Source organism: Pseudomonas sp. LP_7_YM, assembly GCF_004364435.1.
In the GTDB taxonomy this organism is placed as follows: domain Bacteria; phylum Pseudomonadota; class Gammaproteobacteria; order Pseudomonadales; family Pseudomonadaceae; genus Aquipseudomonas.
The window spans coordinates 720,825-747,513 of the sequence record NZ_SOCT01000001.1 but is presented as its reverse complement, the minus strand read 5'-3'; the positions used below and the strand labels follow the sequence as shown (position 1 = coordinate 747,513).

Here is a 26,689-nt window from a genome sequence, read left to right as displayed (position 1 = left end):
TCAACCTATTCGTGACACTGCGGGCCACCTGACAAAAGGCGCGTCGCTGCAACGATTTCCGGCCTTTTGGAGAACCACATGAACGTCATCGCATCCCCATTCGCGTCCATTGAAGGCGCCGTCATCTGGCTGCTGATCGTCTTTTCCGTCGCCACCTGGGGCCTGGCCCTGCTCAAGGGTGTGCAGTTCGCCCGGCTCAAGGGTCAGGACAAGAAATTCCACAAGCAATTCTGGGCCGCGTCGAGCCTGGACTCTGCCGCTGAACTGGCGCAGACCCAACCGGGCGCTGCTGCCCGCGTGGCACTGGCAGGTTATGCCGCAATCCAGGTCCCGGAGGGCGGTCAGGCCGCTGACCTGAGCCAGGCGATCAACCACCAGGATCGCCTGGAGCGAGCCCTGCGTCAGCAGATCGTCCGTGAGCGCCGCTCGCTGGAAACCGGCCTGGCGATTCTGGCCAGTATCGGCAGCACCTCGCCCTTCATCGGGTTGTTCGGGACCGTGTGGGGGATCATGTCGGCGCTCAAGGGCATCAGCGCCGCGGGTTCGGCCAGCCTGGAAACGGTGGCAGGTCCCATTGGTGCAGCACTGGTCGCCACCGGGGTCGGTATTGCCGTCGCGGTGCCCGCGGTGCTGGTTTACAACTACTACCTGCGGCGCCTGAAGCTCACCGCAGCGGACCTCGATGATTTTGCCCATGACTTCTACAGCCTGGCGCAGAAGCATTCGTTCCGTGTGTTGCTGCATCCGGTGCTGAACAAATCCGGCGCTACGGTCGCTGGACAGAAAGTGAAGGAGGCGTCCTGAGATGGCTTTTTCCACACAAGACAGCGACGAAGTGCTGAGCGAAATCAACGTCACGCCACTGGTGGACGTGATGCTGGTGTTGTTGGTGGTGTTCATCGTCACTGCGCCGCTGCTGACCAACTCGATCCCGATCAACCTGCCGAAAACCGAAGCGGTCGCGCCGGTGGAACAGAAAGACCCGCTGGTGGTAAGCATCGATGACAAGGGCAAGCTGTTCATCAACAAGGACGAGATCCAGCCGGACCTGCTGGAAACCAACCTGCGTTCGGCCAGGGAAAAGAACGCCGATGTGCGCGTGCAGTTGCAGGCAGACAACGGCGTGAATTACGGCGAGGTAGCACGGGCCATGGCTTCGATCGAGAAGGCGGGCATTACCAAGTTGTCGGTGATCACGGCGAAATAGCCTGCTCCAGGGTTGCCATGGACCTGTGGCAGCGAATTCATTCGCGCCCACAGAGATGTGTGCGTCAGAAACGCCGAGGAGCGCCATCGCTCCGAATTCAAACCAACACAAGGAAGAGGTGACCCGCTGTGACTGTCAGCTTACTCAACGCCCGGAAGGCACCACTGGATACCGCCCGTGAACTGGCGAGCGAATTTGCCCGTACGGCAGTCGACCGCGACGCCCGCGGCGGTACGCCCAAGGTCGAGCGAGACAGGCTGCGTCACAGCGGGCTGCTGTCCCTGAGCATTCCCCGTCAATTCGGCGGGCTGGATGCCAGTTGGTCCGAGACCTTCGACGTGGTGCGCGAATTCGCCCGGGTCGACAGCTCGATCGCCCATGTCTTCGGGTTTCATCACCTGATGCTGGCGACCGTGCGCCTGTTCGCCAAACCCTCGCAGTGGCAAACCTGGTTCACGCTCACCGCCAGCAACAACTGGTTCTGGGGCAACACCCTCAACCCACTGGACACCCGTACCGTGGTCAAGGGCCACGATGGCTGGCGCGAGTTTTCCGGACAGAAGAGTTTCTGTTCCGGCGCCAACGATTCGCAAATGCTCATCGCCTCGGCCGTTGACGAAGCGGCAGGCGGCAAGCTGTTGATCGCCGCGATACCCAGCGGGCGCAGCGGCATCACCCTGCACAATGACTGGTACAACATGGGCCAGCGCCAGACCGACAGCGGCAGCGTGACCTTCAAGCGCGTACGTGTCGAAGAGTCCGACCTGCTGCTCGATCCCGGCCCGCTCAGCACGCCGTTCGCCTGCCTGCGGCCACTGATCGCGCAACTGCACTTTGCCAATATCTTCCTCGGTATCGCTGAAGGCGCCTTTGAGGAAGCACGCAAATACACCCGCGAGGAAGCCCGGCCCTGGTTCCGCTCCAGTGCCGCACACACCGCAGAAGACCCTTATGTGCTCAGCCACTACGGCGACTTCTGGGTCGCACTGGAAAGCACACGCCTGCTGGTCGAACGCGCAGGCTGGGTGCTGGACGAGGCCTGGAACAAAGGTTCGGCGTTGACACGTGAAGAGCGTGGCGAAACCGCCATTGCCATCGCCACTGCCAAGGTCGCCGCCAGCCGCCATGGTTTGGATCTGTGTAGCAAGGTCTTCGAGGTCACCGGTGCGCGGGCCACTCACGCCTCGGTCGCCCTCGACAGGCACTGGCGCAACCTGCGCACCCAAAGCCTGCACGACCCGCTGGATTACAAACTTCATGAACTGGGTGACTGGGCTCTCAACGGCACTGCGCCCATCCCGACTTTTTACTCATAGGGGTCATCATGCAACTGCTGACATTACCGCCCTCGCCCGCCCTGGCCACCTCGATCCGTGCTACGGCGCAAGTGTTCGAAGACCCCAAATCCAAAGCCCTGCTCAAGCATCTGCAGCAGGTCGCACCCAGCGAGGCGAGCGTGCTCATCATTGGTGAAACCGGCACTGGCAAGGAACTGGTGGCGCGCCACATCCATAATCTGAGCACGCGTAAGACCCAGGCCTTCGTCGCGGTCAATTGCGGAGCGTTCTCCGAATCATTGGTGGAGGCCGAACTGTTCGGCCACGAAAAAGGTGCGTTCACCGGAGCACTGAGTGCCAAAGCCGGCTGGTTCGAGGAAGCCAACGGCGGAACGCTGTTTCTCGACGAAATCGGTGATCTGCCGATGTCGATTCAGGTGAAGTTGCTGCGCGTGCTGCAAGAGCGCGAGGTGGTCAGGCTAGGCTCGCGCAAGAGTATTGCGATCAATGTCCGGGTGCTGGCCGCGACCAACGTGCAACTGGAAAAAGCCATCAATGCAGGGCATTTTCGCGAAGACTTGTTTTACCGGCTCAACGTGGTCAATCTGGAGCTCAGCCCGCTCAGGGACCGACCGGGGGACATCATTGCACTGGTTCACTACTTCATCGCCAGTTACACCAAACGGCTGGGTTACGGGGAGGTTCGGCTGAGTCCGGCAGCCGAGCACAAGCTGGCCACCTACAGCTGGCCGGGGAACATTCGCGAGCTGGAAAACGTCATTCATCACACGCTGCTGATTTGCCGCGACGGCGTGATTCAGAGTGACGACCTGCGCCTGTCCAACCTGCGCATCGAGCGCCCGGACGAGCATCCGCCAACGGACGAATCGGCAATGGGGCTGCTGGATCAGGCGCTGCACCGACTGTTCGAAGAACAGGTGGATAACCTGCATGAGCACGTCGAACGGACCCTGTTGAGAGCCGCTTACAAATTCTGTCATCACAACCAGGTGCACACCGCCGAGCTGCTGGGACTGAGTCGTAACGTCGCCCGCACGCTGTTGATCAACCTGGGTGAACTGAAGGTCAACAAGCGCCGCCCGGTCAAACCCTCTGCCGACGAGCGCGTCCTGCACCTCTCGATTTGACCCCTTCACACGCTGACGTGCGGTGGGCCTTTCACCGCACGTCAGCCTTGCCGGTCAGACCGCTTCACCCAGCGCATTGCTGAACTGACGATTCCACAGTTGCGCGTATTGCCTGCCCGAGCGCTTGACACGGCGTTCGCCCACCCGCGACTGATAACCATATTCCATGTTGTCGATGAACACGCTGGCCTTTCTGTACGTCATACAGGCGCAGCAGCATACTCAGCAGCGTCGACTTGCCCGAGCCCTAGACCCCCACCAGTCCGACTTTCTGGCCCGCCGGATTGAGATCGAACAACAGGATGCTCAGGGTCTGGTTCACGCCCAATGCCATTTCGGACACCCGACGGGCCAGCGCCCGGCGAATTCATTGCTGATGAAACGATGGGAATGCTGTTGCAGGTAGGCATACATATGTCATGCACGCCCCGCCAACCCTGGCAGTCCGGCGGGTGGAGCAAGCCGCGTCAAAACAACCCGGACGTCGGCGGCGGCGTGCCTTTGAGCTGCCAGGCGCCTACCGCTGCGGCTTTCCATTGGCGGGGGTTGTGATTGGACACGGTTCGGGCGTTGCGCCAGTGACGATCCAGGTTATGTGCGCGCCCGGTAGTGGACGCCCCGCCCACATCGAATACCCGCTCCGCCGCTTTCAGTGCTGACTCGGCGGCGATGTATTGCGCCTGAGCCACATCGACAGCGGCCTGGTCCACCGCCACCGGATCCAGTTCGCTGGCCCACGCCCGGTCGATCGATGCGGCTGCATGCAGTACCACCGCTTCGGCCGTAAAGGCGCGGGCCGAGATATCGCCAACACTCAGTTCTACGTAGGGGTCGTCCACAGAGCGTGCAGCCGTACTGTGCTTGATCGGTCGCGCGAACTGGTTGGCGAAAGCAACCGCGTCGTTCAGCGCGTTGCGGGCAATACCGGCGTTGACCGCGGCGAGGAACACTTGCAGAAACGGTGTGACGATCGTGCGCTTGCCCTCCTCCACGGTGCGGGTGCGGATCTCATCGGCATGCACCAGAACGTCATGCAGGTGTGTCGTGCCGCTGGCCGTCAAGCGTTGGCCCATGGCGTCAAAATCGTCCAGCAATTCCAGGCCCTTTCGGTCGCGGGGCAGAATGAACGAAACCGGCTGATCGTTCTCGTCCAGCGCCACTGCACTCACCCAATCGGCATACAGCGAACCGGTGCTGTAGTACTTGCTCCCGGTCGCCCGGTAGTGCTCGCCGTCACGCACGATACGGGCGCTGATCGAGCCATTGGCCCCGCCGATTTCCCAGCCGGCGTTGCCCACCACAGCACCTTGCAGATAGCGCGCGAACCAGCGCTCGCGTTCGGCTTCGGCGTCCTGCGCTTGAGAGGCAAGCAGCCCCTCGATGAAGCCGAAACCGGGGCGCAGTGCCTGGGCTACGTTGGAATCGGCCGAGGCAATGCGGATCAGCAGCCCGATCACCTCCTTGACCGAACCACCGGCGCCGCCGAAACGAGTCGGGATACGTGTGGTGAACAGCCCGGCGCTGGCGATCTGCGCCACGGCGTCATAGGGCAATTGCCGATCCCGCTCACGCTGCGCTGCACCGGCGGCGATGGCCGGGAGCAACCGGTCCAGACGGGCGTTGAGTTGTTCAACGGTGACAACTTCGGGGGTGACGACAGCAGACAACGTACTCATGGCGGTTCCTTGTTCTGAATGCGAACTCAAATGGCGATTTTCCATAGCCGGGATTCATCAAAAAGCAGTACGGCGCTTTCCGGCTCCAAAGGCGGCACCACCAGCTTGCTTCCTGCGCCGGGCAGACGCGGGACCGCGCCCAGCAAACGTCGGGTGTATTCGTGCTGCGGGTTTTCGAAGAGGGTTTCCACCGGCGCGTATTCAACGACCTTGCCGTGGCGCATCACCAGCACCTCGTCGCTGACGTGGCGGATCACCCCGAGGTCGTGGGAGATGAACAGATACGCCAGCCCCAGCGAGGCCTGCAGGTCCGCCAGCAGATCCAGCACCTGGGCCTGCACCGAAACGTCGAGGGCCGACACCGGCTCATCGCAAATAATCACTTTAGGGTTGCTGGCAATGGCGCGGGCAATCGCCACACGCTGACGCTGACCTCCGGACAGCTGCAAGGGGCGACGGCTCGACAGCTCGGCGGGAAGGCGCACCTGATGCAGCAGTTGCGCGATGCGCGGGCGTTGCTGCTCGAACGGGATACCGGCAACGTCCAGCGCATCGGCGAGTATCTGCCCGACGCTCCAGCGCGGATCGAACGAGCTGAGCGGATCCTGGTAAATCACGCTGATGTCACGACGATGCCGCCGACGACTCTGCTCCTCGACCCGGTGACTCCCGGCGGCCGCCCACGGCAGGTGCAAAAACTGCACGTGACCGGCGTCGGGTTCAAGCAAGCCCAGCGCAATCCGCGCCACGGTGGTCTTGCCGCAGCCTGACTCACCGACGATGCCGAGCGTACGCCCGGCGCGAAGCTCGAAGCTGACCCCATCGACCACCTGACGGACTTGCTGGTCAGGCCCGACGTAGCGTTTGCCCAGGCCGTTGGCGGTCAGCAATACCGGGGAGTCGGCACCGGCTCGCGGCTGCGCGGGAGCGGCGCCGTGTTCCCGGGATAGCCGCGTGCCTGGCGCATGTTCGGCGGGCACCGCATCGAGTAACGAGCGCGTGTAGGCATGCCGAGGGTTGCGCAAGACCTGCTCCATCGGCCCCTGCTCGACGACTTCGCCATGCCGCAGCACCAGCACCTCGTCCGCCAGTTGCGCCACCACGGCAAGGTCATGGCTGATGATCAGCAGTGAATCGCCTCGGGCCTTGATCTGCTGCAAGACGTCGAGAATCTGCGCCTGAACCGTGGCGTCGAGCGCAGTCGTTGGCTCGTCGGCGATCACCAGGCCCGGGTTCAAGGCCAAGGCGCTGGCGATCAGGGCCCGTTGCCGCAGGCCGCCGGATAACTGATCCGGTCGCTGTCTGGCACGCAACCGGGGTTCGGGAACCCCGACTGTTTCCAGCAGCTCGATGACGCGTTCGCCACGGCTGCGACGGTCGCCCCAGCGGTGGGTTTGCAGCACTTCGAGGATTTCCTTGCCTACCGGGCGCAGCGGGTCAAGTGACACCAGTGCGTCCTGCAGCACGAAACCGATGTCCTTGCCGCGCAGGTCGCGCCAGCCACGCTCCGACAGGCTCAGCAGATCCTGCCCGGCATAACTCAGGCGACGTGCCGTGACCCGTGCGCCCTCGCCTGCCAGGCCAATCAGGCTGCGTGCGGTCACGCTCTTGCCTGATCCCGATTCGCCGACCAGTGCCAGGGTTTTGCCCGGTTCCAGGGTGAACGACAGATTGCGCACCACCGACTGCCCGCCGAACTCGATGGACAAGCCCTCGACGATCAAACGTTTCTCCTGGCTCATGACAGGCGCCCCTCCAGACGTTGTTGCAGGTAACGACCAGCGACGGTGGTCGACAGCGTGGTCAGGACGATGAACAGGCCCGGAAAGAACGTCAGCCACCAGGCATTGGCGATGAAGTCACGGCCCATGGACAGCATGGTTCCCCACTCCGGTGCCGGGGGGCGCGCGCCCAACCCGAGGAAGCTCAAGGCCGAGGCCCAGACGATGGCCTGGCCGACGCCCATGGTCAGGGTCACGATCAGCGGGCGCATGGCATTGGGCAGCAACTGGCGGGTGATGATGCGCAGCGGCCGATGCCCTAACGCTTTGGCCGACTCGATATAGCCCGAGTTGCGCACAGCCAGCACCTGGCCGCGCACCATCCGTGCATAGCCCGGTGCACCGCCAAGCCCCGTGGCGATGATCAACGGGCCTATGCCGCTGCCAAAGATCGCCACGAACAGCAGCGCCAGGACCAGGCTCGGGAAGGCAAACAGCACTTCGAGCAACCAACCGATGCCACGGTCGATTCGAGCCCCGCCCAGGCCACTGAGCAGGCCGAGCACGATGGCGATGCTCATGGCAATCGTCGTCGCTGCCAGGCCGATGAACAGCGACTGTCGGGTGCCGTAGATGACCCGGGAGAAGATGTCGCGGCCAGACTGATCGGTGCCGAACCAATGCGTCCAGCTAGGCGGATGAAAGGCATCGCGCGGAACAATCGCCAGTGGGTCGCTGTGGGCGAACAGTTGCGGCACCAGCGCCGCAACGATCACCAGCAGCAAAAAGGTCATGGCCAGCAAAGGGCCCGGCCTCAATGTGCGCGAGGTCTTTTGCAGCCGGATCGTGGGCAATGGCGCCTCAAGGGTCAAATCACTCATTGCGCATTCCCCTGTTGACGAGGGTCGACCCACTGATACAGCAGGTCGACAAGGATGTTGGCCAGGACATAACCGGCAGCCACTACCAGGCTGATGCCAATGGTCAATGGCAGGTCCTGGGCCTGTACCGCCTGATACAGCTGACGGCCCAGGCCCTTGCGGGAAAAGATCACTTCGATCACCACCGCGCCGCTGATCAGCGCGCCGATGGCCCAACCCGACAACGAGATACCCGGCAGCACCGCATGACGCAGTGCATGTTTGAAACGTACTTTGAAGTCGCTCAGACCACGGGTTCTGGCGGTGAGTACGAACGGTTGGTCAAGGGTCAGGTCCAGTGATTCGCGAGTGACCTGGGCGATGAAACCCGCCAGTGGAATCGCCAGGGCGAACGACGGCAGCACCAGCGTGCGCCAGCCATCGCTGCCTGCGGGAGGAAATAACCGCAGGCCGAAGGCGAACACCGCCAGCAACACAATCCCCAGCCAGAAATGCGGCAGCGCAGCGCACAGGGTTTCCGCCAGCGATGCCAGGCGACCGACCCAGCGATGGCGCCCGGCCGTCAGCACCGTGAGTGCCAGAACCAGCAACCAGGCCAAGGCCAGCGAGGAAAACGTCAGTTCCAGGGTGGGCCAGGATTGTTCGGCGAGTACGCGGGTCACCGGTAAGTGCTGGGAATAGGAAACGCCCAGATCACCTTGCACCAGACGCCCCAGGTACAGCGCGTATTGCACCGCCAGTGGCTTGTCCAGACCGTATTCACGCCTGGCTTCGGCGATGGTTTCAGGCGTCGGGTTGCCGCTCGGCCCACCAAGGATCGCCTGCACCGGATCGCCGGGCATCAGCCGCAGCGCGAAGAACGTCAGGGTAGCGACCGCCCACAGCACCAGTATCCCGCCCGCCAGCCGCCATAAGGCGCGGCGCCCCAGTCGGTGCAAGCGTTCACGACGTGGTTTGCCCGGCTCATTGCTCAACGCTGCACTCGTCATTTGTTCACCCATGCGTCATAGAGGTAAGTCACTGCCAGAGAAGGCTCCAGACGCACGCCCTGCGTAGTCTTGTAGATGCCCAGGCGCGTGCTCTGTGGATAGGTCGTAAGTTCCAGGTATTGACTGGAGGCGATTTGCTGGGCTTGGTAATACAGCGCGCGACGCTGCTCGGCATCCTGTGTAGTCAGGGCTTGTTGAATAATCCCGTCGAATTTTGGGTCGCTGAAACCTGCGGTGTTCTGGTGGTAACCGCCTACGCCCGCTGGACGAATGAATTCACTGCCGAAGATGATCCGCAGCACGTCAGCGGTGTTGGTGTTCCAGTAGCCCAAACGGATGTCGTAGTCCCAATCAGCCTGACGCTTGGTGGCCTGTACGTCGCTCATCTGGTCGATGATCACCTCGAAACCGGCCTGGCGGGTGGTGGCCTGGACCTGCTCCCAGAGGGTGTATTCCGAAGGCGGCGTGCGGTTGCCCATCACTACATGGACTTGCAGGCGTCTGCCATTTCTGATCCGGTAGCCTTCGCTGTTGCGCTGGGTCCAGCCCGCCTGATCCAGCAACTGCGCGGCCTTGGCCGGGTCGTAATCCTGGGCATGCTGGAAGTCCGGGCTGTAGAAGCGCGTGGCCGAGCTCAAGGGGCCACCGGCGCGGGGAAACTCGTTGAAATACACGCTCTTCAATGCCCCTTCGATATCGGCACTGCGAACGAAGGCTTCCCGGACTTTCAGGTCGTTAAAAGGCTCGCGGGTAATGTTCAGGGTGCCATTGGTGGGGTTACCCGGACGCTGGGCGATGATCAGTTGCAGATCAGGATTGCGCCGCGCAGCTTCATGGGATTCCGGCGGCAGCGCCTCGATCACATCGACCTCTGCGGCCTGCAGCGAGGCGAAACGCACCGAGGGTTCCTGAATGAATTTCCAGACCACGCGGTCCAGCCATGCTGGCCCCTGGTGTTTGGCGGTGGGCGGCGCCCAGTTGTAATCGGGGTTGCGCACCAGCTCGACCTGGCTCTGCCGGTCCCAGCGCACGACCTTGAACGGTCCGCTGCCTACCGGGCTTTCGCAGTTGACGTCGCGTGAACGTTGCAGCGCCGTTGGCGACTCGATCCCGAGAAACCCTTGGGCCAGAACTTCGAGAAACGCTGCATAGGGCGTGGCCAGGTGCACCACGGCGGTGTCGTTATCGATCACGTCCGTACTGCGGTACTGACGGATATAGCCGCCTGCCGTGCTGGACTGGGTTTTCGGGTTGGCCATGTGGTCGAGGTTGGCCTTGACCGCCATCGCATTGAACGGCGTGCCGTCGGTGAAGTGCACGTCGTTGCGCAGGTGGAAGGTGTAGGTCAACCCATCATTGGACACCTCCCAGCTTTTGGCGAGCCAGGGGCCGATACGCCCGTCGGCGTCCATCGACACCAGTGAGTCGAGGTACTGTTGCCCGATGAACACCTGAGGCATGTCACCGGCGACGTGAGGGTCCAGACACGTGGGCTCGCGGTCGGTGGCGTACACCAGCGTACCGCCGCTGACCGGTTTGTCGCTGCGGGCAACGGTCGACGTACCCTGTCCGCAGCCAATCAACACGCCGCACAGCGCAGCGATACCGAAGATGGGGGTGTGCCTGAGCAACGACCGGGATCGTGTGCAGGGAAGTCGCAGATAAGGGGCGCGCGCTCGCATGGGTCCTGATGCCTTTTGTCCGGGAACAGGGTTATTGCACAAGCCATGCCGGATTTTCGGCCAGCAAATACGCGGGTGCCGGCGTTATGCGAGGTGGTGAAGGCGACAATCTGTGTGGTCACTGTTGGGTAGCCAACAGATGGGCAAGCAACAGCACGATTGGCTGCCGTCATAACCGGTCAGGTCACGCAGAGCCCAAGCCACCGACCGCCCTCTCTGCTCAGCGACGTAAACCGACATCTTGCGCATGGCAATGGCCTCGCCGAGGGCAGCGGCGCGCGCTCCACCGTTGCGTTCAAGCCGCAAAGACAGTGCGCAGACAACAGATCCCGATAGGCCGCCTGCCACGTCCTTAAATGAATGTCGGCCAGTTGCCCTGCGTCCTCGACCTGGGCAGGTCTGATCCTGATATCGCCTGGCTCAAATGGGGGCTGGGTCACGTCGGGAACCTCAGCGGCTTGGCCAGCGTGCGCAGCACAGCCGGGTCACGGTAGCGAGCGCCGTAATGGTCGCTCGGCAACCGCGATCGGCCCGCTCCGAACAGTCGCTCGCGCAGGGTTTCGCCGTCGTTATAGAACTCTCGGAAGCGCCCGCGTCGACGAAGTTCGGGAATCACCAGCTCAATGAAATCCCGCGCAGTTTCGAACGACAGGTACTGCCGCAGGTTGATGCCATCGATACCGTCCACGTCCAGCCAGCGTTCGATCTCATCGACCACCACGCTCGGCGTGCCCGCAACGAAGAAACGTTCGCGGTTGAAACCCTCCAATTGCGCCAGTACCGATCCCACCGAAGCCTCGGCTTTAAAGCGCATCAAGCTCTGCCAGCCCTTGACCTGACGTTCGATCAAGTCGCTGATCAACAGCTCTGGCGGGTATGCCGTGAGATCCACTGCCACCTGCGCATGCGCCAGCGACGCCTCGACGCTCATCAGTCTGCGGTAGCTGTCGAGCTTGTTGCTGACCTCCTCATCCGTGCGGCCGACGATCACCCCGGCCATGACGATAAATTTCAGACCTGCCGGGTCGCGTTCATGAGCAATCGCTTTCTGCCGCATGGCCTGAATATTGGCCCGCACCGCTGCAGTGTCCATTCCTCCGGTAAAGACCACCTCGGCGTGGCGTCCGGCGAATTCGATACCGGCCGGCGAGCCGGTGGCCTGAAACAGCACCGGTGTCCGTTGCCGCGATGGCTGGCACAGGTGCGGACCGGCGACCTTGAAGTGCTCGCCGACGTGATCGATATAACGCACCTTGGCCGGATCGGTGTAGATCCGCCGATCACGGTCCTGAATCACCGCATCGTCGTCCCACGAGCCTTCCCACAGCTTGTACAGCACGTCCAGGTATTCATCGGCGATCTCATAGCGATGATCGTGAACGACTTCGGTGTCATGCCCGAAGTTGCGCGCCGCGTTGGGTAAATACGAGGTGACGATGTTCCAGCCCACCCGGCCCTTGGTCAGATGATCGAGGGTGCTCATGCGCCGGGCAAAGGCGAAGGGCGGCTCGTAGGTCGTAGAAAACGTCGCGCCGAAACCCAGGTTTTTGGTGACCGCCGCCATCGCCGGAATCACCAGCAGCGGGTCGTTGCTGGGGATCTGCATGCCTTCGCGCAGGGCCGTCTCGGGCCCGTCGCGAAACTGATCATAGGTGCCGATGACATCGGCGAGAAACACCCCGTCGAAGGTGCCGTATTCCAATAACTGGGCAAGCTCGGTCCAGTAATCCAGATCGTTGAAGCGATGCCGGTTGTTCTCCGGGTGCACCCACAGGCCGTGGACGATGTGGCTGACGCAATTCATTTCGAACAGGTTGACGTGCAACTGCTTGGGCACGGGAAACACTCCTTTGTCGGTTGGGGCCTTAGATAGCCCCTTGCAGGTGGAATCCGGTTGGTTCGGGTGGTGCGTCCCGTGTCGGAATCGCTGCGATCAGCGTCCGGGTATAGGCATGGACTTTCTGAGGGTCGGCAAAGCGGCCGCTCGGGCGTCGCCGATGATCGCGTCGTCCTCCCAGCTGTCCCACAACTTGACGGCAACGTCGATGAATTCATCGGCACGGGCATAGCGGTCGACGTGCAATGGCGCACCGGTCAGACCGAAGTGCTGCGCGGCGGCATCCCCTGCGTTGGTGACCACGTTCCAGGCCGCGCGCCCGCCGCTAATGTGGTCCAGCGATGCGAAACGCCGGGCGATGTTGAACGGGTCGTTGTAGGTGCTCGACGCGGTGGCGATGACACCGATGCGTTGGGTTGCCAACGCCACTGCGGTCAGCAGGACGGTCGGCTCCAGGCGCCCTGCCGGTTGCCGGGAGACATCGCCGGCCAGCGCCGGGCCGTCGGCCAGGAAGATGGCGTCCAGGCAACCGCGCTCGGAAATACGCGCGATGTTGCGGTAATACTCGACATCCAGATAGGCATCGGCAGGCACCTCGGGGCTGCGCCAGGCCCCTGAGTGGGCGCCGAAGCCGAGGATGTTCAAGCCTATGCTCATCTGTCCGTCGCGGCTGTTTTTGCGGCTGATAGAGCGGCTCATACTGCACTCGCTTCGTCACGTGCGCCGTTGGCCTGCTGCTCGGCATCGGCCGCTTGCAGGGTCCGCCAGGCGGCGTTGGGGGTGATGTCATTGAGGTAGAAGTTACCCAGCGCGCGCTCGCGGTAGATCGCCGGGTTATGGGAAGCCAGGGTCCGTGCATTACGCCAGTGACGGTCGAAGCGACGGGCTTGACTGGTGGCCGAGGCGCCACCGACTTCGAACAGCAGCGTGGTCGCTTCCAGCACCTGTTCGAGCACGACCTGCTGGGCCTGATAGGTGCGGATTTCCGCCTCGGTGTAATGCTGTTCGATGGCGTAGCCGCCCTGCTCCGCCTCGTGGACGTCTTGAAGGACCTGGGCCACTGCCAGCACCTGAGTGCGCGCCGAATACGCCAGGCTGGATAACCGGCCGACGACGCGCTGCACCAGGGGATCGTCCTTGGGGCTGGACTGCCCCGGCACGCCGAATGCGCGGGTGCGGCCCTTGACGAAATCGGTGGCATCACGCAATACAGCATCGGCGATACCGGCGAGGGTCGCCAGGTGGAACAGCTGATAGAAGGCCGAGAGATAGGACTCGGCGCGCAACTCGTCTTTCTTGAAACGGCGCAGGATGTGTCGATCGGGCACCTCAACGTCTTCGAAGCGCGTGGTGCCGCTGCCGGTCAGACGCTGGCCGAAACCGTCCCAGTCATCCTCCACGGTCACGCCATGGGCATAGGTGGGCACGGCGATGCTGACGAAATCATCTCCATCCAGCGCCACCGCTGCGATCCAGTCCGCGTAAAGCGTGCCGGTGCAGTAATACTTCTCGCCGCTCAATAGCCAGCCCGCGGTCGTATTGCCGGGCTCTACAGCGCGCAACGTCACCGAGTTGCGCGTGGTGTCGGTACGCTCGGCCATCGCCGCGCCCCACAGCTGGCCTTCGACAACCTTGGCCAGCCAGTAGTCTTGGGACTCTTCATCGCGGCTGGACAGGCGACCTTCGACGAAACCGAAGTGCGCACGCACGATCTGCGGCAGATTGGAATCCGCTGCACCCAGTTTGATCAGCAACTCGAAAAGTTGCGGCAGACTCGCCCCCAGGCCGCCGCGGGACACCGGTACGCGCAGCGCAGCAAAGCCGGCGTCGCGCAACCATTGCACCGCCTCGAACGCCAATTCTCGCTTCTGCTCGCGCGCGACGGCGGTCTCGGCAATACGGGCGAAGGCGTCGGTGAAGCGGCGTTGCAGGTCATCGATTTTCACATCAGGGGAAATTGCAGTGTTCATCGGCTTTCCTTATTTGTGATCGGTGCACGTCGACCAGCAGTCACTGCGGTGCCGACCTCGGGTCGATCCAGCGGTTGATGCGGCTGCCAGCGGCGACCTGGTGGACGGATCGCGCATGTGTTCAAGATTGGCCTGCGAGGCAGCAGCGTTGAATGCTTCGCCGCCGCTGAAGGTCACGTCCAGGCAATCGAAGAGGATTCTGCGCATCCATTGAATGTTGCCGTGGGGCGGCGCATGAATATCGAAGCTGCCGGCATCCGACGCGGCTGAACCCTGCAAAGTCCCGCCGCTATAGCCCGGGGACTGCTCATGAAAGTCCGACGCGGAGTAGGAAATCACGCCATTGCTCACAGTGCCATCGGGCTGCGCGGCACGCCGTTCGAGTGCAGTGGCAGCTGAGCAGGCACTGATCTCCATATACTGGGAAAGAGCGAGAGCAACGCTGGATAGGCAGGCCAAAGAAGTTTCCTTAGTAGAACTTGAGTGAGCGCCATAACGCTCAAACGTTATTGAGGGTTATGCAGTGAACATGCCATGAACGCTTTAACTGTCCTTGCAAAGTGCAAGCGCAATTAACGCCAGGTTTGCGGAAGTGGAGTTAGCTGCGTCTTTCGCTATGACCGGTAGCTCCGGGCTTACATGCCGGGCGACTCGATCTTTCGGGGCCACGTCCCGGGCCATTCGCCATCACGACAAATCCTTATAGGGTTATATCCGGATTGAATTCACAACTTGCTCGTGCACCCACAGACTGTTTGCGCACTGTTGGTATTTCGACAGTTATCACTAAATCCGCACACTGAATCCCAAACTAAGCAAGTGTTGAAAAACAAACATACATTCAGATCAGAGTACGACGGCAAGCACTTACGCGGCGAACTTGCTCGGTAATACCCGTTTTTCAGTCGAAAAACCGTTGGCACAGAAACTGCTCAGAGCGAATCAGGCATGACTATACGAATAGAAAGCTGGCACTTATTTATCTATTCACCAGGGAATACATGTGATGCATTTAAGTTTTCGGGGAGAACGACACACGTTGCCGCAGGCGATCCAGCGGGCCAACTGGTTAACGACGGTCGGTCTGAGTTCGGCGCTGCTCTGCAGTGGCACGGTGCGGGCCGATGACGCGGCGTCAACAGATTCGGCACAGACCACCACGCCGCGGCTCAATACCGTCACCGTGCAGGCTGAAAAAGTCACCCCGGTTGAAGCCGCGAAAAGTCAGCTCAGTGAAGTACCCGGTGGCACCAGCGTGGTTGACAGCGAGCAGGTCGCCAAGGGCCGCACGGCGACCCTGCAGGACACCCTGGCCTATCAGCCAGGCGTATTCGTGCAGTCCACCGGCGGCAACGACGCGGCGAAGATTTCCATCCGTGGCTCCGGGGCCAACACCTCGCCCGGTTACTTTCGTGAAGGGATCAAATTCCTGTTCAACGGACTGCCGATCACCGGCCCCGGCGGTACGCCCTACGAATTCCTCAACGGCTCGGGCGTGAACTACACCGAGATCCTGCGCGGGGCCAACGCCTTCCAGTACGGCGCGCTGAGCCTGGGCGGCGCGATCAACTTCGTCAACCAGACCGGTTACACCGCTGCGGGCCTGCGTGTGCGGGCGGAGACCGGCAGCTACGGCTATAACAAACAGAGCGTCAGCGTCGGCGGGGTCGAGGGTGATTTTGATTACTACCTCAATGCCGACAACTACCGCAGCGACGGCTATCGCGATTACAGCCTGTCCAAGAGTCAGGGCGTGGTCGCCAACTTCGGCTACCGGTTCAGTCCCAAACTGGAAACCGAGCTGATGTTGCGATACCGCGATGAATACCATAACGATCCCAGCGCCACCACGCTCGACGCGGTCAAGCACCATACCCGCGATGCCAGCGCTACAGCCGCCAGCAGTGGCGCCGGCAGTCGGCGCCCCAGCAGCGTCTGGGCGGGCAGCAAAACCACCTATACCTTTGATGATGACTCGAAATTCTCGTTCGGCCTGGTCTACTACCAATATGCCCACAACAACAGCCCGAACAGCCCCAGCAACCCGAGCTACTGGGACTGGCACGACTTGAGCGTGGTGCTCGGCTATGACCGCACGGATCAGTTGTTCGGCCACGAAAGCCGCACCAACCTGGCGTTCACTTCCACCGAGCACTTGAAGGGTGAAGTGAATTCAACCTATGCCAACAAGCAGACGCGCAAGTTCGTCGACTACGGCGCCTCGTTCGACCACGTGTTCTCGCTGGGCAATGATCTGGAACTGGTCGACGGCCTGTGGTTGACCAGTGGCGTATCGGCGATCAACGTGCGCCGCGATGTCAATGTCAAGCAAGCCTTGCAGGCCAACACGTCGGCCTTCCCATCGAGCGACACCTACGATAACTGGAGTCTGGCGCCACGTGTCGGCCTGCGTTACGAGTTCACCCCGCACTTGCAGGTGTTCGCCAACGTCAGCCGCTCGATCGATCCGCCGGCCTCGTGGGAGTACTCGGGTTCGGGTCCGACCCAACCTTTCGTGCGCCCGCTGATCGAGCAGAAAGCCAACACGGTGGAGATCGGCGTGAAAGGCGCGTCAGGGATTTTTGACGGCAGCCTGGCGCTGTACCGTTCCTGGGTCCGCGATGAGCTGCTCAACGTGCAGTTTATCGCCCCGACCGCCACGGCCGTTGCCGTCACCGGGGCGTTCAACGCCACGCCGACCATTCACCAAGGCATCGAGGCCGGGCTGAATACACAACTGTGGGAAAGCGATTCGGGTGAAAAAGTGACCTGGCGTCAGGTTTACACCTACAGCGATTTCTACTACCGCCATGACCCGACGTTCGGCGACAACCAACTGCCGGGCATCCCGAAACACGTCTACCAGGGCGAAGTGCAGTACCAGCATCCACAAGGTGTCTACACCGGGGTCAACGTGCAATCCGCATCGCGTACTGCGGTGGATTATGCCAACACTTTCTACGCGCCCTCCTACACGATTTTCGGTGCGAACGTGGGTTACGAAACCCCGAAAAAGGACTGGAAGGTGTCCCTGGACCTGAAGAACCTGGCGAACAAGAAATACGTCACGGCGGTGCAACCGCTTTATGATGCCAAGGGTCAGGACACCGCCGCGCTGTATCCGGGCGATGGTATTGGCGCCTACGTGGGTGTGGAATTTCGTTACTAAGGGTCGACATCGCCATCCGATGACAGGGCTGCGATGGCCCTGTTTGTCATTCATCGCGACGGTCAAGATTTGTTATTCGAGGGATAGAACACGTGGCACAGAACATCTACGACAACCCCGATTTTTTCAAAGGCTACAGCCAGCTCTCGCGCTCGGTTGAAGGGTTGGCCGGTGCCCCGGAATGGCCGACGCTTCGCGGGTTGCTGCCCGACTTGAACGGGCAAAAAATTGTCGACCTTGGCTGCGGCTATGGTTGGTTCGCGCGCTGGGCTGTCGAACACGGAGCGCAGAGCGTGTCAGGGCTCGATGTCTCGAAAAAAATGCTCGAACGCGCCGTCGCCGAGGGTCAGGACCCACGCATCACCTACCAGTTGGCTGATCTGGAACTGCTGCAACTCCCAAGCGCGAGTTTCACCCTTGCCTACAGCTCCTTGGCGTTTCACTACATCGCCGATCTGAGCCGGTTATTTCGCGTCCTCCACGACGCACTCACGCCTGGCGGCAAACTGGTGTTCTCCATCGAGCACCCGATCTTCATGGCCTCCCTGCGGCCGGAATGGGTCATTGACGAGCAAGGCCATAAGTCCTGGCCCGTTGATCATTACCAGGTCGAAGGCCCGCGCAGCACCGATTGGCTCAGCGAAGGCGTGATCAAGCAACACCGCACCCTCGGCACTCTGCTGAACCTGCTGATCGAAAGGGGTTTTACCCTGGATCACATCAACGAATGGGGACCGTCGCCGCAAGACCTGGCAGACCGCCCAGCGCTGGCCGATGAAGTGCATCGCCCGATGATGCTGATCGTCGCGGCCAGTCGCTGAGCGATTGATCACCTGGACAGCACAGCTGCGCGCGACCGTGCGCGTTTAACCGGACCCAGTGCCATGAAGACAGTCACGCCGCGAACGTTTTTCATCAACCGCAATTTTCTACTGCTGTGGCTAGGGCAAGCACTGTCGTCCTTCGGCGAGTTTCTGGTGAACGCAGTGGTGACGGTCTGGCTGGTCAGCGACCTGCTCGCGGACGATTCACGGCTGCCGCTGGCCATCGGCCTGACCGTCGCCGCCGCCACACTGCCGCGCATTTTCATCGCCCCGCTGGCCGGCGCCTGGATTGATAGCGCTCGCCCCGTGCGGGTGATGGTGATCGCCGACGCAGTGCGTATTTTCGCATCATTGCTGTTCATGGCTGCTTATGAGTCGGCGAACCTGACGCCCTGGCAAACCCTTTGCGGCGTCAGCCTCTGGCTGTTGATCAACGCCACGGCTGCGCAGTTCTTCAATCCGGCCCGCGCCTGCCTCATGCAGATTGCTATCCCCGAGGAGCGGCGGATCGAAGCGTCCGCTAAAGCGATGTTCTCGCTGACCGGCGTGGGCATTCTCAGCTCTGCCCTCGGCCCTTCGCTGTTCGCCTGGGTCGGCGCCATGTCGGCGTTCGTCCTGGCGACGCTGGGGCTTGCTGGTTCGGGTTTCTGCGTACTGCGCACCACCGGCCTGGCCGCCTGCATCGAGTCAAGTCTGCCGACTGAACCCTATTGGCGAGCGCTGGTGTCTGGCGTGCGTCTGGCGTGGAGCCATCGCACCATCCGTCTGATGATGCTTGGCACCGCGCTATATGGCATTTCGCTGGGCATCAATAATCCGGTCCTGCCGCTGTTCGGCATGCAGACGCTGGCCCTTGAACCGTCCGCCTACGGCGTGCTGATGGCAGCCTTTCCCCTCGGCGGGCTATCGGCCACGCTGCTCAGTCCCTGGCTGTCGAGAAGGCTGCGAGCGGAAACCCTCACCTGCGGCGCGCTTTTCCTGTTGGGACTGGCGAACCTGGCCTTTGCCCTCTCCAGCGGCCGTTACGTGCCCATGCTGACCATGTACCTATCAGGGATGTGCTTCGCTACCTACGCCGTGGCCCAAGGGCCAGTGCTGCAAATGCATATACCTGCGGGGTACATGGGACGCATCTCTTCACTGTCCAACCCGGTGCTGTCGATCGCCTCCGTGCTGGCAACCGCAGGCGTCACTGCGGCGCTGTCACACTCCCAAGCTGCCCTCTGGGTGGTCAGCGAGCTCGATGCCAATACCCTTGCACTGAGCGTCTCGGCGATCATCGTTTTAGTGGGCGGCGCGCTGATGCTTTACAGCGTGAGAAGGCCGGCGTCAGCGGTTGAGATGGCGAGGGCAAATCAATGATGACATCTGCTATGAAGGGCCCCGTCACCCTCATCTTCGACATGGACGGAACGTTGCTCAATTCCGCCCCCGGCATCGTTCGAAGCCTCAGCCACGCGATACGTCGCCTCGGGCATGACTTCCAGCCCAAGGCAGACATTTACGCGCTGTTCGGGCCGCCAATGGGGCAAGTGGTCGCGCAACTGTTGCGCCCGTTTGGCGATGATCGAAATGCCGAGTGCGTGAATCTCTACCGCGATCATTATGGCGAACGTGGGCTGTACGACTGCGCGTCCTATCCGGGGATTAGCGAAGCCCTCGACTTGCTTGCCGGCGATGGTTTCCTGCTCACGGTGGCAACATCAAAGCGGCAAGCGTTCGCAGAAAAGATGCTCCGACATGCCGGGCTTCACGCCAGATTTGCAGACATTCGGGGCACGACAGCCGACGGCACGCTTGACGACGAGGCCGATCTACTCGGGATGTTGCTCAAGTCGCTCCGCCACCCCGCATCACCGGCTTTCATGATCGGCGATAAACGCGACGACATGCTCGCGGCCAGCAAGAACGGCATACCGGCAAAGGTGTGACCTGGGGTTATGGCACGGCGCAGGAGCTGAGCACCAGCGGAGCGCTTGCCCTTGTCGCCAGTCCTGGGGAGTTGGAGGGGCTGCTCAGAAGGCTTGTACCGAATGCGAGCAGTGAGCTTCGCGGTGACTCAAGCGATATCGCGCAGGCATTGGCACTACGTGTCAGCACTCAGTGCATACGCCATGACGGCCCGCTGAACCGCCAGTAACGCGGTCTTCTGTTCGTACCCGGCGAACCCTGCATAACCGACGGGATCAAACCCCAGTTCTTGACCTATGTTGAACGGCGGGGTGGGAAGCAGCACCGGTTCACCCAACGCTGCCAGATGCGCGGGAGTGAGCGACCAGCGTTGATCGACATGCCCCATAGGCCACGAGTCAGTGATCAGGATGTCGACCTGCTGACTCGATACGTCAGAAAACCTGACGTTCGGGTGTTCCTGATGCCATTGCGCATCGCAGAAATGTTCTATACACATGCCGAATGAGCCTGCCAGCTCATGCCAGGACTTCATGACATTGGTCACAGGTCCCCACAGCCCGATTCTGACATTGCGGATGTCGCCGAACCTTGAGTGGATGTAGAACCCGTCCGACAACACTTCGCAAGGATGCTCCGTCGCACTCATGGCATTGATCACAGGTCGGTTGCTGGCTTCGGCGAAGTCACGCAGCCGCTGGTGATTGGCCTCGCGGATCACATACGCCGAGTAATACGGGTCGAGATAACCTGCCAGATCCGACACACGCTCCTGGCTCTTCAGCAGATTGGGCAGTTCGATGTACTCAAGGCCCAGTTGCCGAAACGCCTGGATGAACGTCGTCCGCGTGCGAATGCCATTACCTTCGAACGACCAACCGACAGTCCCGGCAGCGGACAGCCCAGGAAATCGCGCCAATGCCCAGATATCAAGGATTTGTTGTGCGGTCAGGTCCTGCAGATCAATGATCTTCACCACAAACATTCCTCCCTTCATCAAGAAAAACAGCGTTTAACTCGGCGCTGGTGCAAGTCGAAATAGCCAGTCAAGAGTTTCTCGGTTTTACAGGCGGAATGGCAAACTCAACGCGTCCGGTTTCGGCTAAAAAGCTGTTTCTGTATTCTGTCAGTGCTCGGGTATAAGGAGCGAGGCCGTTACCCCCTTCCGTTTTCAGAGCTGCGTCGAGCATCGTTGCCAGCGCCTGCGCGGTCTCTCCGACCGAGTGCAACGAAAGGGCTGTAAACGCAGCAGGCGCCGGATGCCCGGGCGGCCGCTTGCCAGCTTCCCGCAGCCACTGAAGTGACTCGGCGGCACGACCGACATTTTTCAGCGTGCTGCTGTAACCAATCAGGAAATGGAAACGTGGTTCAAGGGGGACGCCTAGGTCCCATGCCCGTTGATAAAACACCAGCGCGTGCTGCTCGTACCCCGCACGATCACAGGCATATGCGGCAAGGAGCTGCGCCTTCGCATCAAGCTCATGAGGTTCCGCAAAAGGGACGGCAAGCAGATAAGCGGCTTGAAAATCACCTGCATTGGTCAGTGTGCCTATGGCTTCAAGCGTACCATCCACCTTGATTGCTCCCTCATCCCTGTCGTCTGGATCAGGTTCTGTGGTCATGGGTCTATTGCCTCCACCTTCCGGGCTGCGCTGAGTGGCGCAGTGCAGTAGTAGATCCAGCTTGTTTGTATCTTAGACAACACCTGTACAGCAGGCTGTTTCTCCCCGCACACGTCCAGGTGACGTCCAAGCGCTCGGAGCTGACGTCAGCCCAGCAAGGATAGCGACTTGAGCAACGCGTACAGCCCTTCCGGCACGAGGATTCCAGCGCTGCTGAAACTGGAACTGTCGCGCCACACCGCCCTGAACTGTTGGCCGTCACCCTCCTGCCCTTCGAGCCACGGTTTTTCGTAAAGCGCCAGATCTTGGAATTGGGCGTCGTAAACCTGGACTACTTCGTGACCCGGTTTACCGAGGTAGGTGAAGCGGCTTTCCAGAGTGCCGAGCAGGCGGACGTTGCGGATGGGCTGATCGAGTTCCTCGCGAATTTCCCGGACGATGGCGTCGATGCTCCGCTCGCCGAATTCAACGCCGCCGCCCAGTGGACGGTACAGTGATTGCTGCTTTACAGGGTCGTTAAACGGGTTGACCAGAATCTTTCCTTGATGATGAAAAACGCAGATGGCGAGGTGGCGAATTCCTGGCTCTGGCGTTTAAAGGGGCCCGTTATTGACTGGAGGATGATTAAACCTACATTGAGTAACTTGCTCGCACAGGTATCTTTCTTGCAGGTGCATGACGTTACCAGCGCTGCCGCAATGCTACGCCTCTGAGCCCCCGCAAAAACTGCTCCAATCAGGAAGTACTCATGACAATGACTGGCCCCGGTCTCATCGACATCGCGATGTCCAATCCGATCAATGCGCATATCGTCTCGCGACTGCCATCGTTGAACCTGAGCCAACCGATGCTCACCGCAGGCTGCCTGTTTCAGGCGGTCTGGAATCAGAAGTCCGGGCAACCCGCCTCATGGGGCGTGAATGATTACGACGTTTTCTACTTTGATGAAGACCTGTCGTGGGAGGCAGAAAACCAGGTCATCCTCGCGGCGCGGGCACTCTTTCTCGACTTGAATGTGAAAGTCGAGTTGCGCAATCAGGCGCGTGTGCACCTGTGGTTCAGTGAGCGCTTTGGCAGCGATTACCCTGCTCTGCGCTCGGCGCAAGAAGGTGTAGATCGGTTTCTCATTTGCTCGACCTGCATCGGCCTGCACATCGACAGCGGGGAGCTCTACACCCCGCATGGGCTGGACGAGCTTGAACAAGGCATTCTGCGCATGAACCCGAACTTCCCTCAGCCTGCACTGTTTCTGAACAAAGCCAGGAGCTATCAGGCACGCTGGAACTGGCTGACGGCGCTGAATCCGGCCAAGGGTTGAGCAATGGCAAAGCTGGACATTCAACGGATCACAGAACTGCCGCCACACATGCGGCTGTTGGAGCAGCAAGCCGTCGCGCAGGGCTTCAGGTTGCTCGCGATTGATTGATGAATGGGAAGCCGGCGTCAACCGTTTCGATGAGCCTGGCGAATGCTTCATGGCTGCCAATCTGGATGCGCGGCTGGTAGCGGTCGCAGGCTTGTCACGCGACCCCTGGATTGACGGCGACACGGGCCGGTTGCGCCGACTGTACGTGGCGGACGCAGCGAGGGGGCGGAATGTCGGGCGGACGCTAGTTGGTCGCTTGCTTGAGCATGCAGGGCAAGGGTTCAAAGTCGTACGTCTTTTCACTGACACACCAGAGGGGCAGCGTTCTATCTGCGTTGCGGTTTCCTTGCGGTGGACGATGCGCATGCGACGCATATCAGGGTGCTGACGGATTGCTCAATACAGTTCTGCTTGGACTCACCCTAAACCTGCAATGAATGAAGCGAGTCCGTTAAACCCATCTGAGATCAGCTCCCCGCCTTCAATTCGCTGGAGGGTCGACAGGTTCATTGCGACGTCAGCAACCGTTCATCGCCAACTCTTCATTTTTAAAAACCTTTCTCCTCAGTCGGTGAGTCAGATCCATACAACGACTGGCAAAGATGCCGATCCTTGTATCTCGTTCATTGACGAAGAGGCTCTACCCCATGAATAAGAAATTGAGTTCTGCATTGGCATTGGCCGCATTGACTGCCGCGCTTTCGGGTACTGCAATGGCCGCGACCAGCGGCACCGGGTCAGCTGGCACTTCGAACGGAAGCACCATGAGCGGCCCGTCATCCACTTCGGGCCCAACCGCCCCCAGCCACTCGTCCCAACCCAACGGTTCCAACGGCGTTAACACCACTGGCACCGCCCTTCCAGGATCCGGACACGAGGCAGGCAGCGGCGGTAACTCCTCTACCCCCAGCACCGCGACCCCAACGGATGCAGGTTCCAGTTCGGGCAGCGGCACCTCTAAATCCAGCGGTTCCGGCAGCGGCTCATGATTAAACGCACTTCGGCCCTACAGTCAGGTCCGGCGTGCGCCCGGCCCTGGCCTGGTTTGCGCACCGCCGGCAAATGCCTGCCTGGTCTGACGTTAGTGGCGTCGTGTGTGTTGAGCGGCAGTCTTTACGCCGCTCAGGACACAAGCGTCACGCTGGATCGGCTCGGTGCCGGGATTACGCAAATCAAGGAGGGTGACAACGTTCCTGACGAATATCAGCGTCCAAGCCTTGCTGTCCAAGACTGGCAGGCCCGCCATTTGAGCGCCCCTGGCAAGAATGAGCAATGGGTTGAAATCAAGGGCAAGTTTGCGCTGGTGAGTATCCCGACCGGGACCATCAAGCAGCTGGTGGACAGGCCGTAACGCCGCACTTCAACTGGCATAGTGCGGTCACCCCTTCAAATCCTGCAAGAACCCCGTCTGCAAAGACTGACCGCTTGCCGAATTGACTCGGTCAAGCGGTCGGTCAGTTAGGGGTGATGTTCAGGCTGTTTCACGCCAACAGCCCAACTACTTCTTGTCCTCATCCTGCTGCATTTGCAATGAAGGCTTGGATTGATCCTTGGCTTTGTCCCGATTGTGGTCATTGTCAAAGCAGCCGTGCAGCGCCACGACGCAACACAAGCCGGTCAGCGTGCGTATGAATGTTTTCATGGTCTATATCCTCACTTAAGTGTGCATGGCCAAGCCTTAGGACTTGGCAGGCGGCGTGCCCCGGAAGGCGTCCAGGCCCTTAACCGGTTCAAGGCGAACGGGTTTTCCGATGCGCGCCGATTCGTAGATCGCTTCCATGATGCGCTGGTCCTGCAGGCCCTCCTCGCCCGGCGTCCAGGGTTGCTTGCCCGTGACGACGCATTCAGCGAAATGGTCCATCTCCAGAGCGAACTGGTTTTTGACCTTGGTGGAAATCTGCTCGATCCCCGGAGCAATGAACTCGCTAGTGTCGCTGGCAATTTGGCTGCGCTTGAGCTGCAAACCTTCATAGGCGAACGCGGGGTCCATATCGGCCCAACCCTTGTCACCCAATACCCGGTAGCGCTTGGAGGTGAAGGTTGCATAGCTCGATGAGCACTGCACGCGCACGCCGCTGGGAAAGCGCATCTGCCAGAGCATGGCCTCCTCCACTTCCGTGAAACGGGAGTCGCCTTCGCTGCTGTATTGGCTTGCCGAGACTTCGATCGGCTCTTCCCCCAGAAGAAAGCGTGCGGTATTCAGGCAGTACAGACCAATGTCCGGCAGCGCGCCGCCGCCTGCGAGCGCCTTCACATGCCGCCACTGACGGACATTCTCTTTGGACTGGTTTTGACAGTTGGCCATGTCGATCAGCTTGATAGTGCCCAGGGTGGAGCCGTCCCGCACCCAGTCCATGACCTGTCGGTTGAGGGGCTCGTATTGAATACGATAGGCGATCATTAACAAGCGATCAGCTGCCTTGCACGCATCGATCATGGTCTGACAGTCAGCAACCGAGGTGGCCATGGGCTTCTCACACAGCACATGTTTGCCCGCCTGCGCCGCCCGTATCACGAACTCGCGATGAAGCGCGTTGGGCAGGACGATATACACCGCGTGAACATCCGGGTTATCGCGAAGCTGGTCGAAGGTATCGTAGCTGTAGAGCGATGTTTGCGGCACGTCGTACATCGCCGCCACGCGCCGGGCCTTTTCCGGGTCACCGCTGACCAGCGCCGTGACCTTGCACCGTTTGGAGCTGGCCAGCGCGGGCATGATCTCTTCAAGACTCAAGCGCCCAAGCCCGACAATCGCCAGCCCGAGCCGTCCGTCCTTACCCAGTTGCACCGGCATTTCGGATTTTTCGGTTTTATCCTCCTGCATGGCGGGAAGCTTCACGGCGGGTGGCAGTTTCGCAGCGGGCTGGCTTGCCTGGCCTGCCGGAGCAACACTGGGCTGCGCGGCATGGGCCTGGGAAGCCCAGCCCAGGAAACCAGCAGCGGCGACGGCCGATCCGGTCAAGCGCAGGAAGCGACGTCGTTCCGGGAGTTGTTCGGGAATCAGGTTCATCTAGTGTGTCCTTGTCTAAATAAACGCTCGGTGAGCAAATCGTGTAGAAGCGATGCACACCCCGGCTCAAGCCAAGTGCGCCGGGACCGACTGACGTACATCGGATGCTGGATGCAATACGTTGAAATCAACGCTGAAGCGGGTTTTCCTGCGAAACGGAGTTGTTGATATCGACGTCGCTCATGTCCTCTTCTTCCAAGACGCCCTCGTCGGGTATCAAGGGGCGCTTGCCTTCTTTGGAGGGAGTCTGGTTGCCCTCTGCCGGGGGATTGGGCATGACGTCCGGGCGTCCGGGCTCAAGAGGCTGAGCCGGGATGCTGCCTTGCGAATTCGCTTCACTGTTCATATGCACCTCCAATGGCCGCGAATGAGTCGCCGCCTGTAGGTTCGAGGACGCAC

Annotated in this window: 27 protein-coding genes and 1 pseudogene; 11 read left to right on the top strand and 17 right to left on the bottom strand. The window is 60.9% G+C overall.

The window, feature by feature from the left end:
- The first annotated feature begins 78 nt into the window (after positions 1–78).
- The 4 genes from EC915_RS03375 to EC915_RS03360 all read left to right on the top strand — a co-directional run bounded on the left by EC915_RS03375 (position 79) and on the right by EC915_RS03360 (position 3,632).
- Positions 79–804 carry a MotA/TolQ/ExbB proton channel family protein gene (locus tag EC915_RS03375; protein ID WP_133749091.1) on the top strand — a complete coding sequence of 242 codons (726 nt, stop codon included), beginning with the start codon at positions 79–81 and terminating at the stop codon, positions 802–804.
- 1 nt (position 805) lies between these two features.
- Complete coding sequence (locus tag EC915_RS03370) at positions 806–1,207, top strand: biopolymer transporter ExbD (protein ID WP_133749090.1); 402 nt, start codon at positions 806–808, stop codon at positions 1,205–1,207.
- 128 nt (positions 1,208–1,335) lie between these two features.
- The gene (locus tag EC915_RS03365; protein WP_133749089.1) at positions 1,336–2,523 is read left to right on the top strand and encodes an acyl-CoA dehydrogenase family protein; all 1,188 of its coding nucleotides are present in this window, start codon (positions 1,336–1,338) and stop codon (positions 2,521–2,523) included.
- Between the two features lie 8 nt (positions 2,524–2,531).
- Complete coding sequence (locus tag EC915_RS03360; protein WP_133749088.1) at positions 2,532–3,632, top strand: sigma-54-dependent Fis family transcriptional regulator; 1,101 nt, start codon at positions 2,532–2,534, stop codon at positions 3,630–3,632.
- A gap of 54 nt (positions 3,633–3,686) precedes the next feature.
- Here EC915_RS03360 and EC915_RS24760 read toward each other — a convergent pair whose 3' ends face one another.
- The 10 genes from EC915_RS24760 to EC915_RS24960 all read right to left on the bottom strand — a co-directional run bounded on the left by EC915_RS24760 (position 3,687) and on the right by EC915_RS24960 (position 14,847).
- The gene (locus EC915_RS24760) at positions 3,687–3,836 is read right to left on the bottom strand and encodes a hypothetical protein (RefSeq protein WP_166650905.1); all 150 of its coding nucleotides are present in this window, start codon (positions 3,834–3,836) and stop codon (positions 3,687–3,689) included.
- 263 nt (positions 3,837–4,099) lie between these two features.
- The gene (locus EC915_RS03355; protein WP_133749087.1) at positions 4,100–5,308 is read right to left on the bottom strand and encodes an acyl-CoA dehydrogenase family protein; all 1,209 of its coding nucleotides are present in this window, start codon (positions 5,306–5,308) and stop codon (positions 4,100–4,102) included.
- Positions 5,309–5,334: 26 nt separating this feature from the next.
- Positions 5,335–7,050, bottom strand: a complete 1,716-nt coding sequence (locus EC915_RS03350) for an ABC transporter ATP-binding protein (RefSeq protein ID WP_133749086.1) — start codon at positions 7,048–7,050, stop codon at positions 5,335–5,337.
- A complete protein-coding gene (locus tag EC915_RS03345) occupies positions 7,047–7,910 on the bottom strand; it encodes an ABC transporter permease (RefSeq protein WP_133749085.1) in 864 nt (287 codons plus the stop codon). Before EC915_RS03345 ends, EC915_RS03350 begins: the two co-directional genes overlap by 4 nt.
- Positions 7,907–8,899, bottom strand: a complete 993-nt coding sequence (locus EC915_RS03340; protein WP_133749084.1) for an ABC transporter permease — start codon at positions 8,897–8,899, stop codon at positions 7,907–7,909. The genes EC915_RS03345 and EC915_RS03340 overlap by 4 nt, the downstream gene beginning before the upstream one ends.
- Positions 8,896–10,581, bottom strand: coding sequence for an ABC transporter substrate-binding protein (locus tag EC915_RS03335; protein ID WP_133749083.1), 1,686 nt, complete (start codon positions 10,579–10,581; stop codon positions 8,896–8,898). The genes EC915_RS03340 and EC915_RS03335 overlap by 4 nt, the downstream gene beginning before the upstream one ends.
- A gap of 436 nt (positions 10,582–11,017) precedes the next feature.
- Complete coding sequence (locus EC915_RS03330) at positions 11,018–12,418, bottom strand: LLM class flavin-dependent oxidoreductase (protein ID WP_177413346.1); 1,401 nt, start codon at positions 12,416–12,418, stop codon at positions 11,018–11,020.
- A 96-nt stretch (positions 12,419–12,514) separates the two neighbouring features.
- Positions 12,515–13,117, bottom strand: coding sequence for an LLM class flavin-dependent oxidoreductase (locus EC915_RS03325; protein ID WP_256658635.1), 603 nt, complete (start codon positions 13,115–13,117; stop codon positions 12,515–12,517).
- Positions 13,114–14,388 (bottom strand): acyl-CoA dehydrogenase family protein, encoded by a 1,275-nt coding sequence (locus EC915_RS03320; RefSeq protein ID WP_133749082.1) that lies wholly within the window; start codon positions 14,386–14,388, stop codon positions 13,114–13,116. Before EC915_RS03320 ends, EC915_RS03325 begins: the two co-directional genes overlap by 4 nt.
- Positions 14,389–14,397: 9 nt before the next feature.
- On the bottom strand, positions 14,398–14,847 hold the full coding sequence (locus tag EC915_RS24960) for a hypothetical protein (protein WP_177413345.1): 450 nt from the start codon (positions 14,845–14,847) through the stop codon (positions 14,398–14,400).
- Positions 14,848–15,394: 547 nt separating this feature from the next.
- On the opposite strand from EC915_RS24960, the gene EC915_RS03310 reads away from it, so the two are divergent.
- From EC915_RS03310 to EC915_RS03295, 4 genes are all read left to right on the top strand, one after another.
- Entirely contained in the window at positions 15,395–17,557 is a 2,163-nt protein-coding gene (locus tag EC915_RS03310; protein WP_133749081.1) for a TonB-dependent receptor, read from the top strand.
- A gap of 92 nt (positions 17,558–17,649) precedes the next feature.
- The gene (locus EC915_RS03305) at positions 17,650–18,378 is read left to right on the top strand and encodes a class I SAM-dependent methyltransferase (protein ID WP_133749080.1); all 729 of its coding nucleotides are present in this window, start codon (positions 17,650–17,652) and stop codon (positions 18,376–18,378) included.
- 63 nt (positions 18,379–18,441) lie between these two features.
- Positions 18,442–19,743, top strand: coding sequence for an MFS transporter (locus EC915_RS03300; RefSeq protein ID WP_133749079.1), 1,302 nt, complete (start codon positions 18,442–18,444; stop codon positions 19,741–19,743).
- A gap of 11 nt (positions 19,744–19,754) precedes the next feature.
- Positions 19,755–20,312 carry an HAD hydrolase-like protein gene (locus EC915_RS03295; protein WP_256658634.1) on the top strand — a complete coding sequence of 186 codons (558 nt, stop codon included), beginning with the start codon at positions 19,755–19,757 and terminating at the stop codon, positions 20,310–20,312.
- A 155-nt stretch (positions 20,313–20,467) separates the two neighbouring features.
- On the opposite strand, the gene EC915_RS03290 is transcribed toward EC915_RS03295, so the two are convergent.
- The 3 genes from EC915_RS03290 to EC915_RS03280 all read right to left on the bottom strand — a co-directional run bounded on the left by EC915_RS03290 (position 20,468) and on the right by EC915_RS03280 (position 22,492).
- On the bottom strand, positions 20,468–21,268 hold the full coding sequence (locus EC915_RS03290) for an ornithine carbamoyltransferase (protein WP_133749078.1): 801 nt from the start codon (positions 21,266–21,268) through the stop codon (positions 20,468–20,470).
- 70 nt (positions 21,269–21,338) lie between these two features.
- On the bottom strand, positions 21,339–21,914 hold the full coding sequence (locus tag EC915_RS03285; protein WP_133749077.1) for a tetratricopeptide repeat protein: 576 nt from the start codon (positions 21,912–21,914) through the stop codon (positions 21,339–21,341).
- 146 nt (positions 21,915–22,060) lie between these two features.
- Entirely contained in the window at positions 22,061–22,492 is a 432-nt protein-coding gene (locus EC915_RS03280; RefSeq protein ID WP_133749413.1) for an NUDIX hydrolase, read from the bottom strand.
- A 170-nt stretch (positions 22,493–22,662) separates the two neighbouring features.
- On the opposite strand from EC915_RS03280, the gene EC915_RS03275 reads away from it, so the two are divergent.
- Positions 22,663–23,232, top strand: coding sequence for a nucleotidyltransferase family protein (locus tag EC915_RS03275; RefSeq protein ID WP_133749076.1), 570 nt, complete (start codon positions 22,663–22,665; stop codon positions 23,230–23,232).
- A gap of 3 nt (positions 23,233–23,235) precedes the next feature.
- A pseudogene (locus EC915_RS03270) lies at positions 23,236–23,706 on the top strand (GNAT family N-acetyltransferase).
- A gap of 214 nt (positions 23,707–23,920) precedes the next feature.
- On the opposite strand, the gene EC915_RS03265 reads toward EC915_RS03270, so the two are convergent.
- Complete coding sequence (locus EC915_RS03265) at positions 23,921–24,133, bottom strand: hypothetical protein (protein ID WP_133749075.1); 213 nt, start codon at positions 24,131–24,133, stop codon at positions 23,921–23,923.
- Positions 24,134–24,265: 132 nt separating this feature from the next.
- Between EC915_RS03265 and EC915_RS03260 the strand changes: the two genes are divergently transcribed.
- Positions 24,266–24,631 (top strand): RcnB family protein, encoded by a 366-nt coding sequence (locus EC915_RS03260; protein ID WP_133749074.1) that lies wholly within the window; start codon positions 24,266–24,268, stop codon positions 24,629–24,631.
- A gap of 147 nt (positions 24,632–24,778) precedes the next feature.
- Here the strand turns inward: EC915_RS03260 and EC915_RS24755 are convergent, their stop codons facing one another.
- The 3 genes from EC915_RS24755 to EC915_RS03250 form a co-directional block, all read right to left on the bottom strand.
- On the bottom strand, positions 24,779–24,922 hold the full coding sequence (locus EC915_RS24755; RefSeq protein ID WP_166650904.1) for a hypothetical protein: 144 nt from the start codon (positions 24,920–24,922) through the stop codon (positions 24,779–24,781).
- Positions 24,923–24,958: 36 nt separating this feature from the next.
- The gene (locus EC915_RS03255; RefSeq protein WP_133749073.1) at positions 24,959–26,290 is read right to left on the bottom strand and encodes a Gfo/Idh/MocA family protein; all 1,332 of its coding nucleotides are present in this window, start codon (positions 26,288–26,290) and stop codon (positions 24,959–24,961) included.
- Between the two features lie 127 nt (positions 26,291–26,417).
- Complete coding sequence (locus EC915_RS03250) at positions 26,418–26,636, bottom strand: hypothetical protein (protein ID WP_133749072.1); 219 nt, start codon at positions 26,634–26,636, stop codon at positions 26,418–26,420.
- Positions 26,637–26,689 lie beyond the last annotated feature (53 nt).

Excerpts from the sequence above, each read along its gene's own strand:
- EC915_RS03375 (WP_133749091.1), top strand. The coding sequence starts at position 79 with ATGAACGTCATCGCATCCCCATTCGCGTCCATTGAAGGCGCCGTCATC.
- EC915_RS03370 (WP_133749090.1), top strand. The coding sequence starts at position 806 with ATGGCTTTTTCCACACAAGACAGCGACGAAGTGCTGAGCGAAATCAAC.
- EC915_RS03360 (WP_133749088.1), top strand. The coding sequence starts at position 2,532 with ATGCAACTGCTGACATTACCGCCCTCGCCCGCCCTGGCCACCTCGATC.
- EC915_RS24760 (WP_166650905.1), bottom strand. The coding sequence starts at position 3,836 with ATGACGTACAGAAAGGCCAGCGTGTTCATCGACAACATGGAATATGGT.
- EC915_RS03355 (WP_133749087.1), bottom strand. The coding sequence starts at position 5,308 with ATGAGTACGTTGTCTGCTGTCGTCACCCCCGAAGTTGTCACCGTTGAA.
- EC915_RS03350 (WP_133749086.1), bottom strand. The coding sequence starts at position 7,050 with ATGAGCCAGGAGAAACGTTTGATCGTCGAGGGCTTGTCCATCGAGTTC.
- EC915_RS03345 (WP_133749085.1), bottom strand. The coding sequence starts at position 7,910 with ATGAGTGATTTGACCCTTGAGGCGCCATTGCCCACGATCCGGCTGCAA.
- EC915_RS03340 (WP_133749084.1), bottom strand. The coding sequence starts at position 8,899 with ATGACGAGTGCAGCGTTGAGCAATGAGCCGGGCAAACCACGTCGTGAA.
- EC915_RS03335 (WP_133749083.1), bottom strand. The coding sequence starts at position 10,581 with ATGCGAGCGCGCGCCCCTTATCTGCGACTTCCCTGCACACGATCCCGG.
- EC915_RS03325 (WP_256658635.1), bottom strand. The coding sequence starts at position 13,117 with ATGAGCCGCTCTATCAGCCGCAAAAACAGCCGCGACGGACAGATGAGC.
- EC915_RS03320 (WP_133749082.1), bottom strand. The coding sequence starts at position 14,388 with ATGAACACTGCAATTTCCCCTGATGTGAAAATCGATGACCTGCAACGC.
- EC915_RS03310 (WP_133749081.1), top strand. The coding sequence starts at position 15,395 with ATGCATTTAAGTTTTCGGGGAGAACGACACACGTTGCCGCAGGCGATC.
- EC915_RS03300 (WP_133749079.1), top strand. The coding sequence starts at position 18,442 with ATGAAGACAGTCACGCCGCGAACGTTTTTCATCAACCGCAATTTTCTA.
- EC915_RS03295 (WP_256658634.1), top strand. The coding sequence starts at position 19,755 with ATGAAGGGCCCCGTCACCCTCATCTTCGACATGGACGGAACGTTGCTC.
- EC915_RS03285 (WP_133749077.1), bottom strand. The coding sequence starts at position 21,914 with ATGACCACAGAACCTGATCCAGACGACAGGGATGAGGGAGCAATCAAG.
- EC915_RS03275 (WP_133749076.1), top strand. The coding sequence starts at position 22,663 with ATGACAATGACTGGCCCCGGTCTCATCGACATCGCGATGTCCAATCCG.
- EC915_RS03260 (WP_133749074.1), top strand. The coding sequence starts at position 24,266 with ATGATTAAACGCACTTCGGCCCTACAGTCAGGTCCGGCGTGCGCCCGG.
- EC915_RS24755 (WP_166650904.1), bottom strand. The coding sequence starts at position 24,922 with ATGAAAACATTCATACGCACGCTGACCGGCTTGTGTTGCGTCGTGGCG.
- EC915_RS03255 (WP_133749073.1), bottom strand. The coding sequence starts at position 26,290 with ATGAACCTGATTCCCGAACAACTCCCGGAACGACGTCGCTTCCTGCGC.
- EC915_RS03250 (WP_133749072.1), bottom strand. The coding sequence starts at position 26,636 with ATGAACAGTGAAGCGAATTCGCAAGGCAGCATCCCGGCTCAGCCTCTT.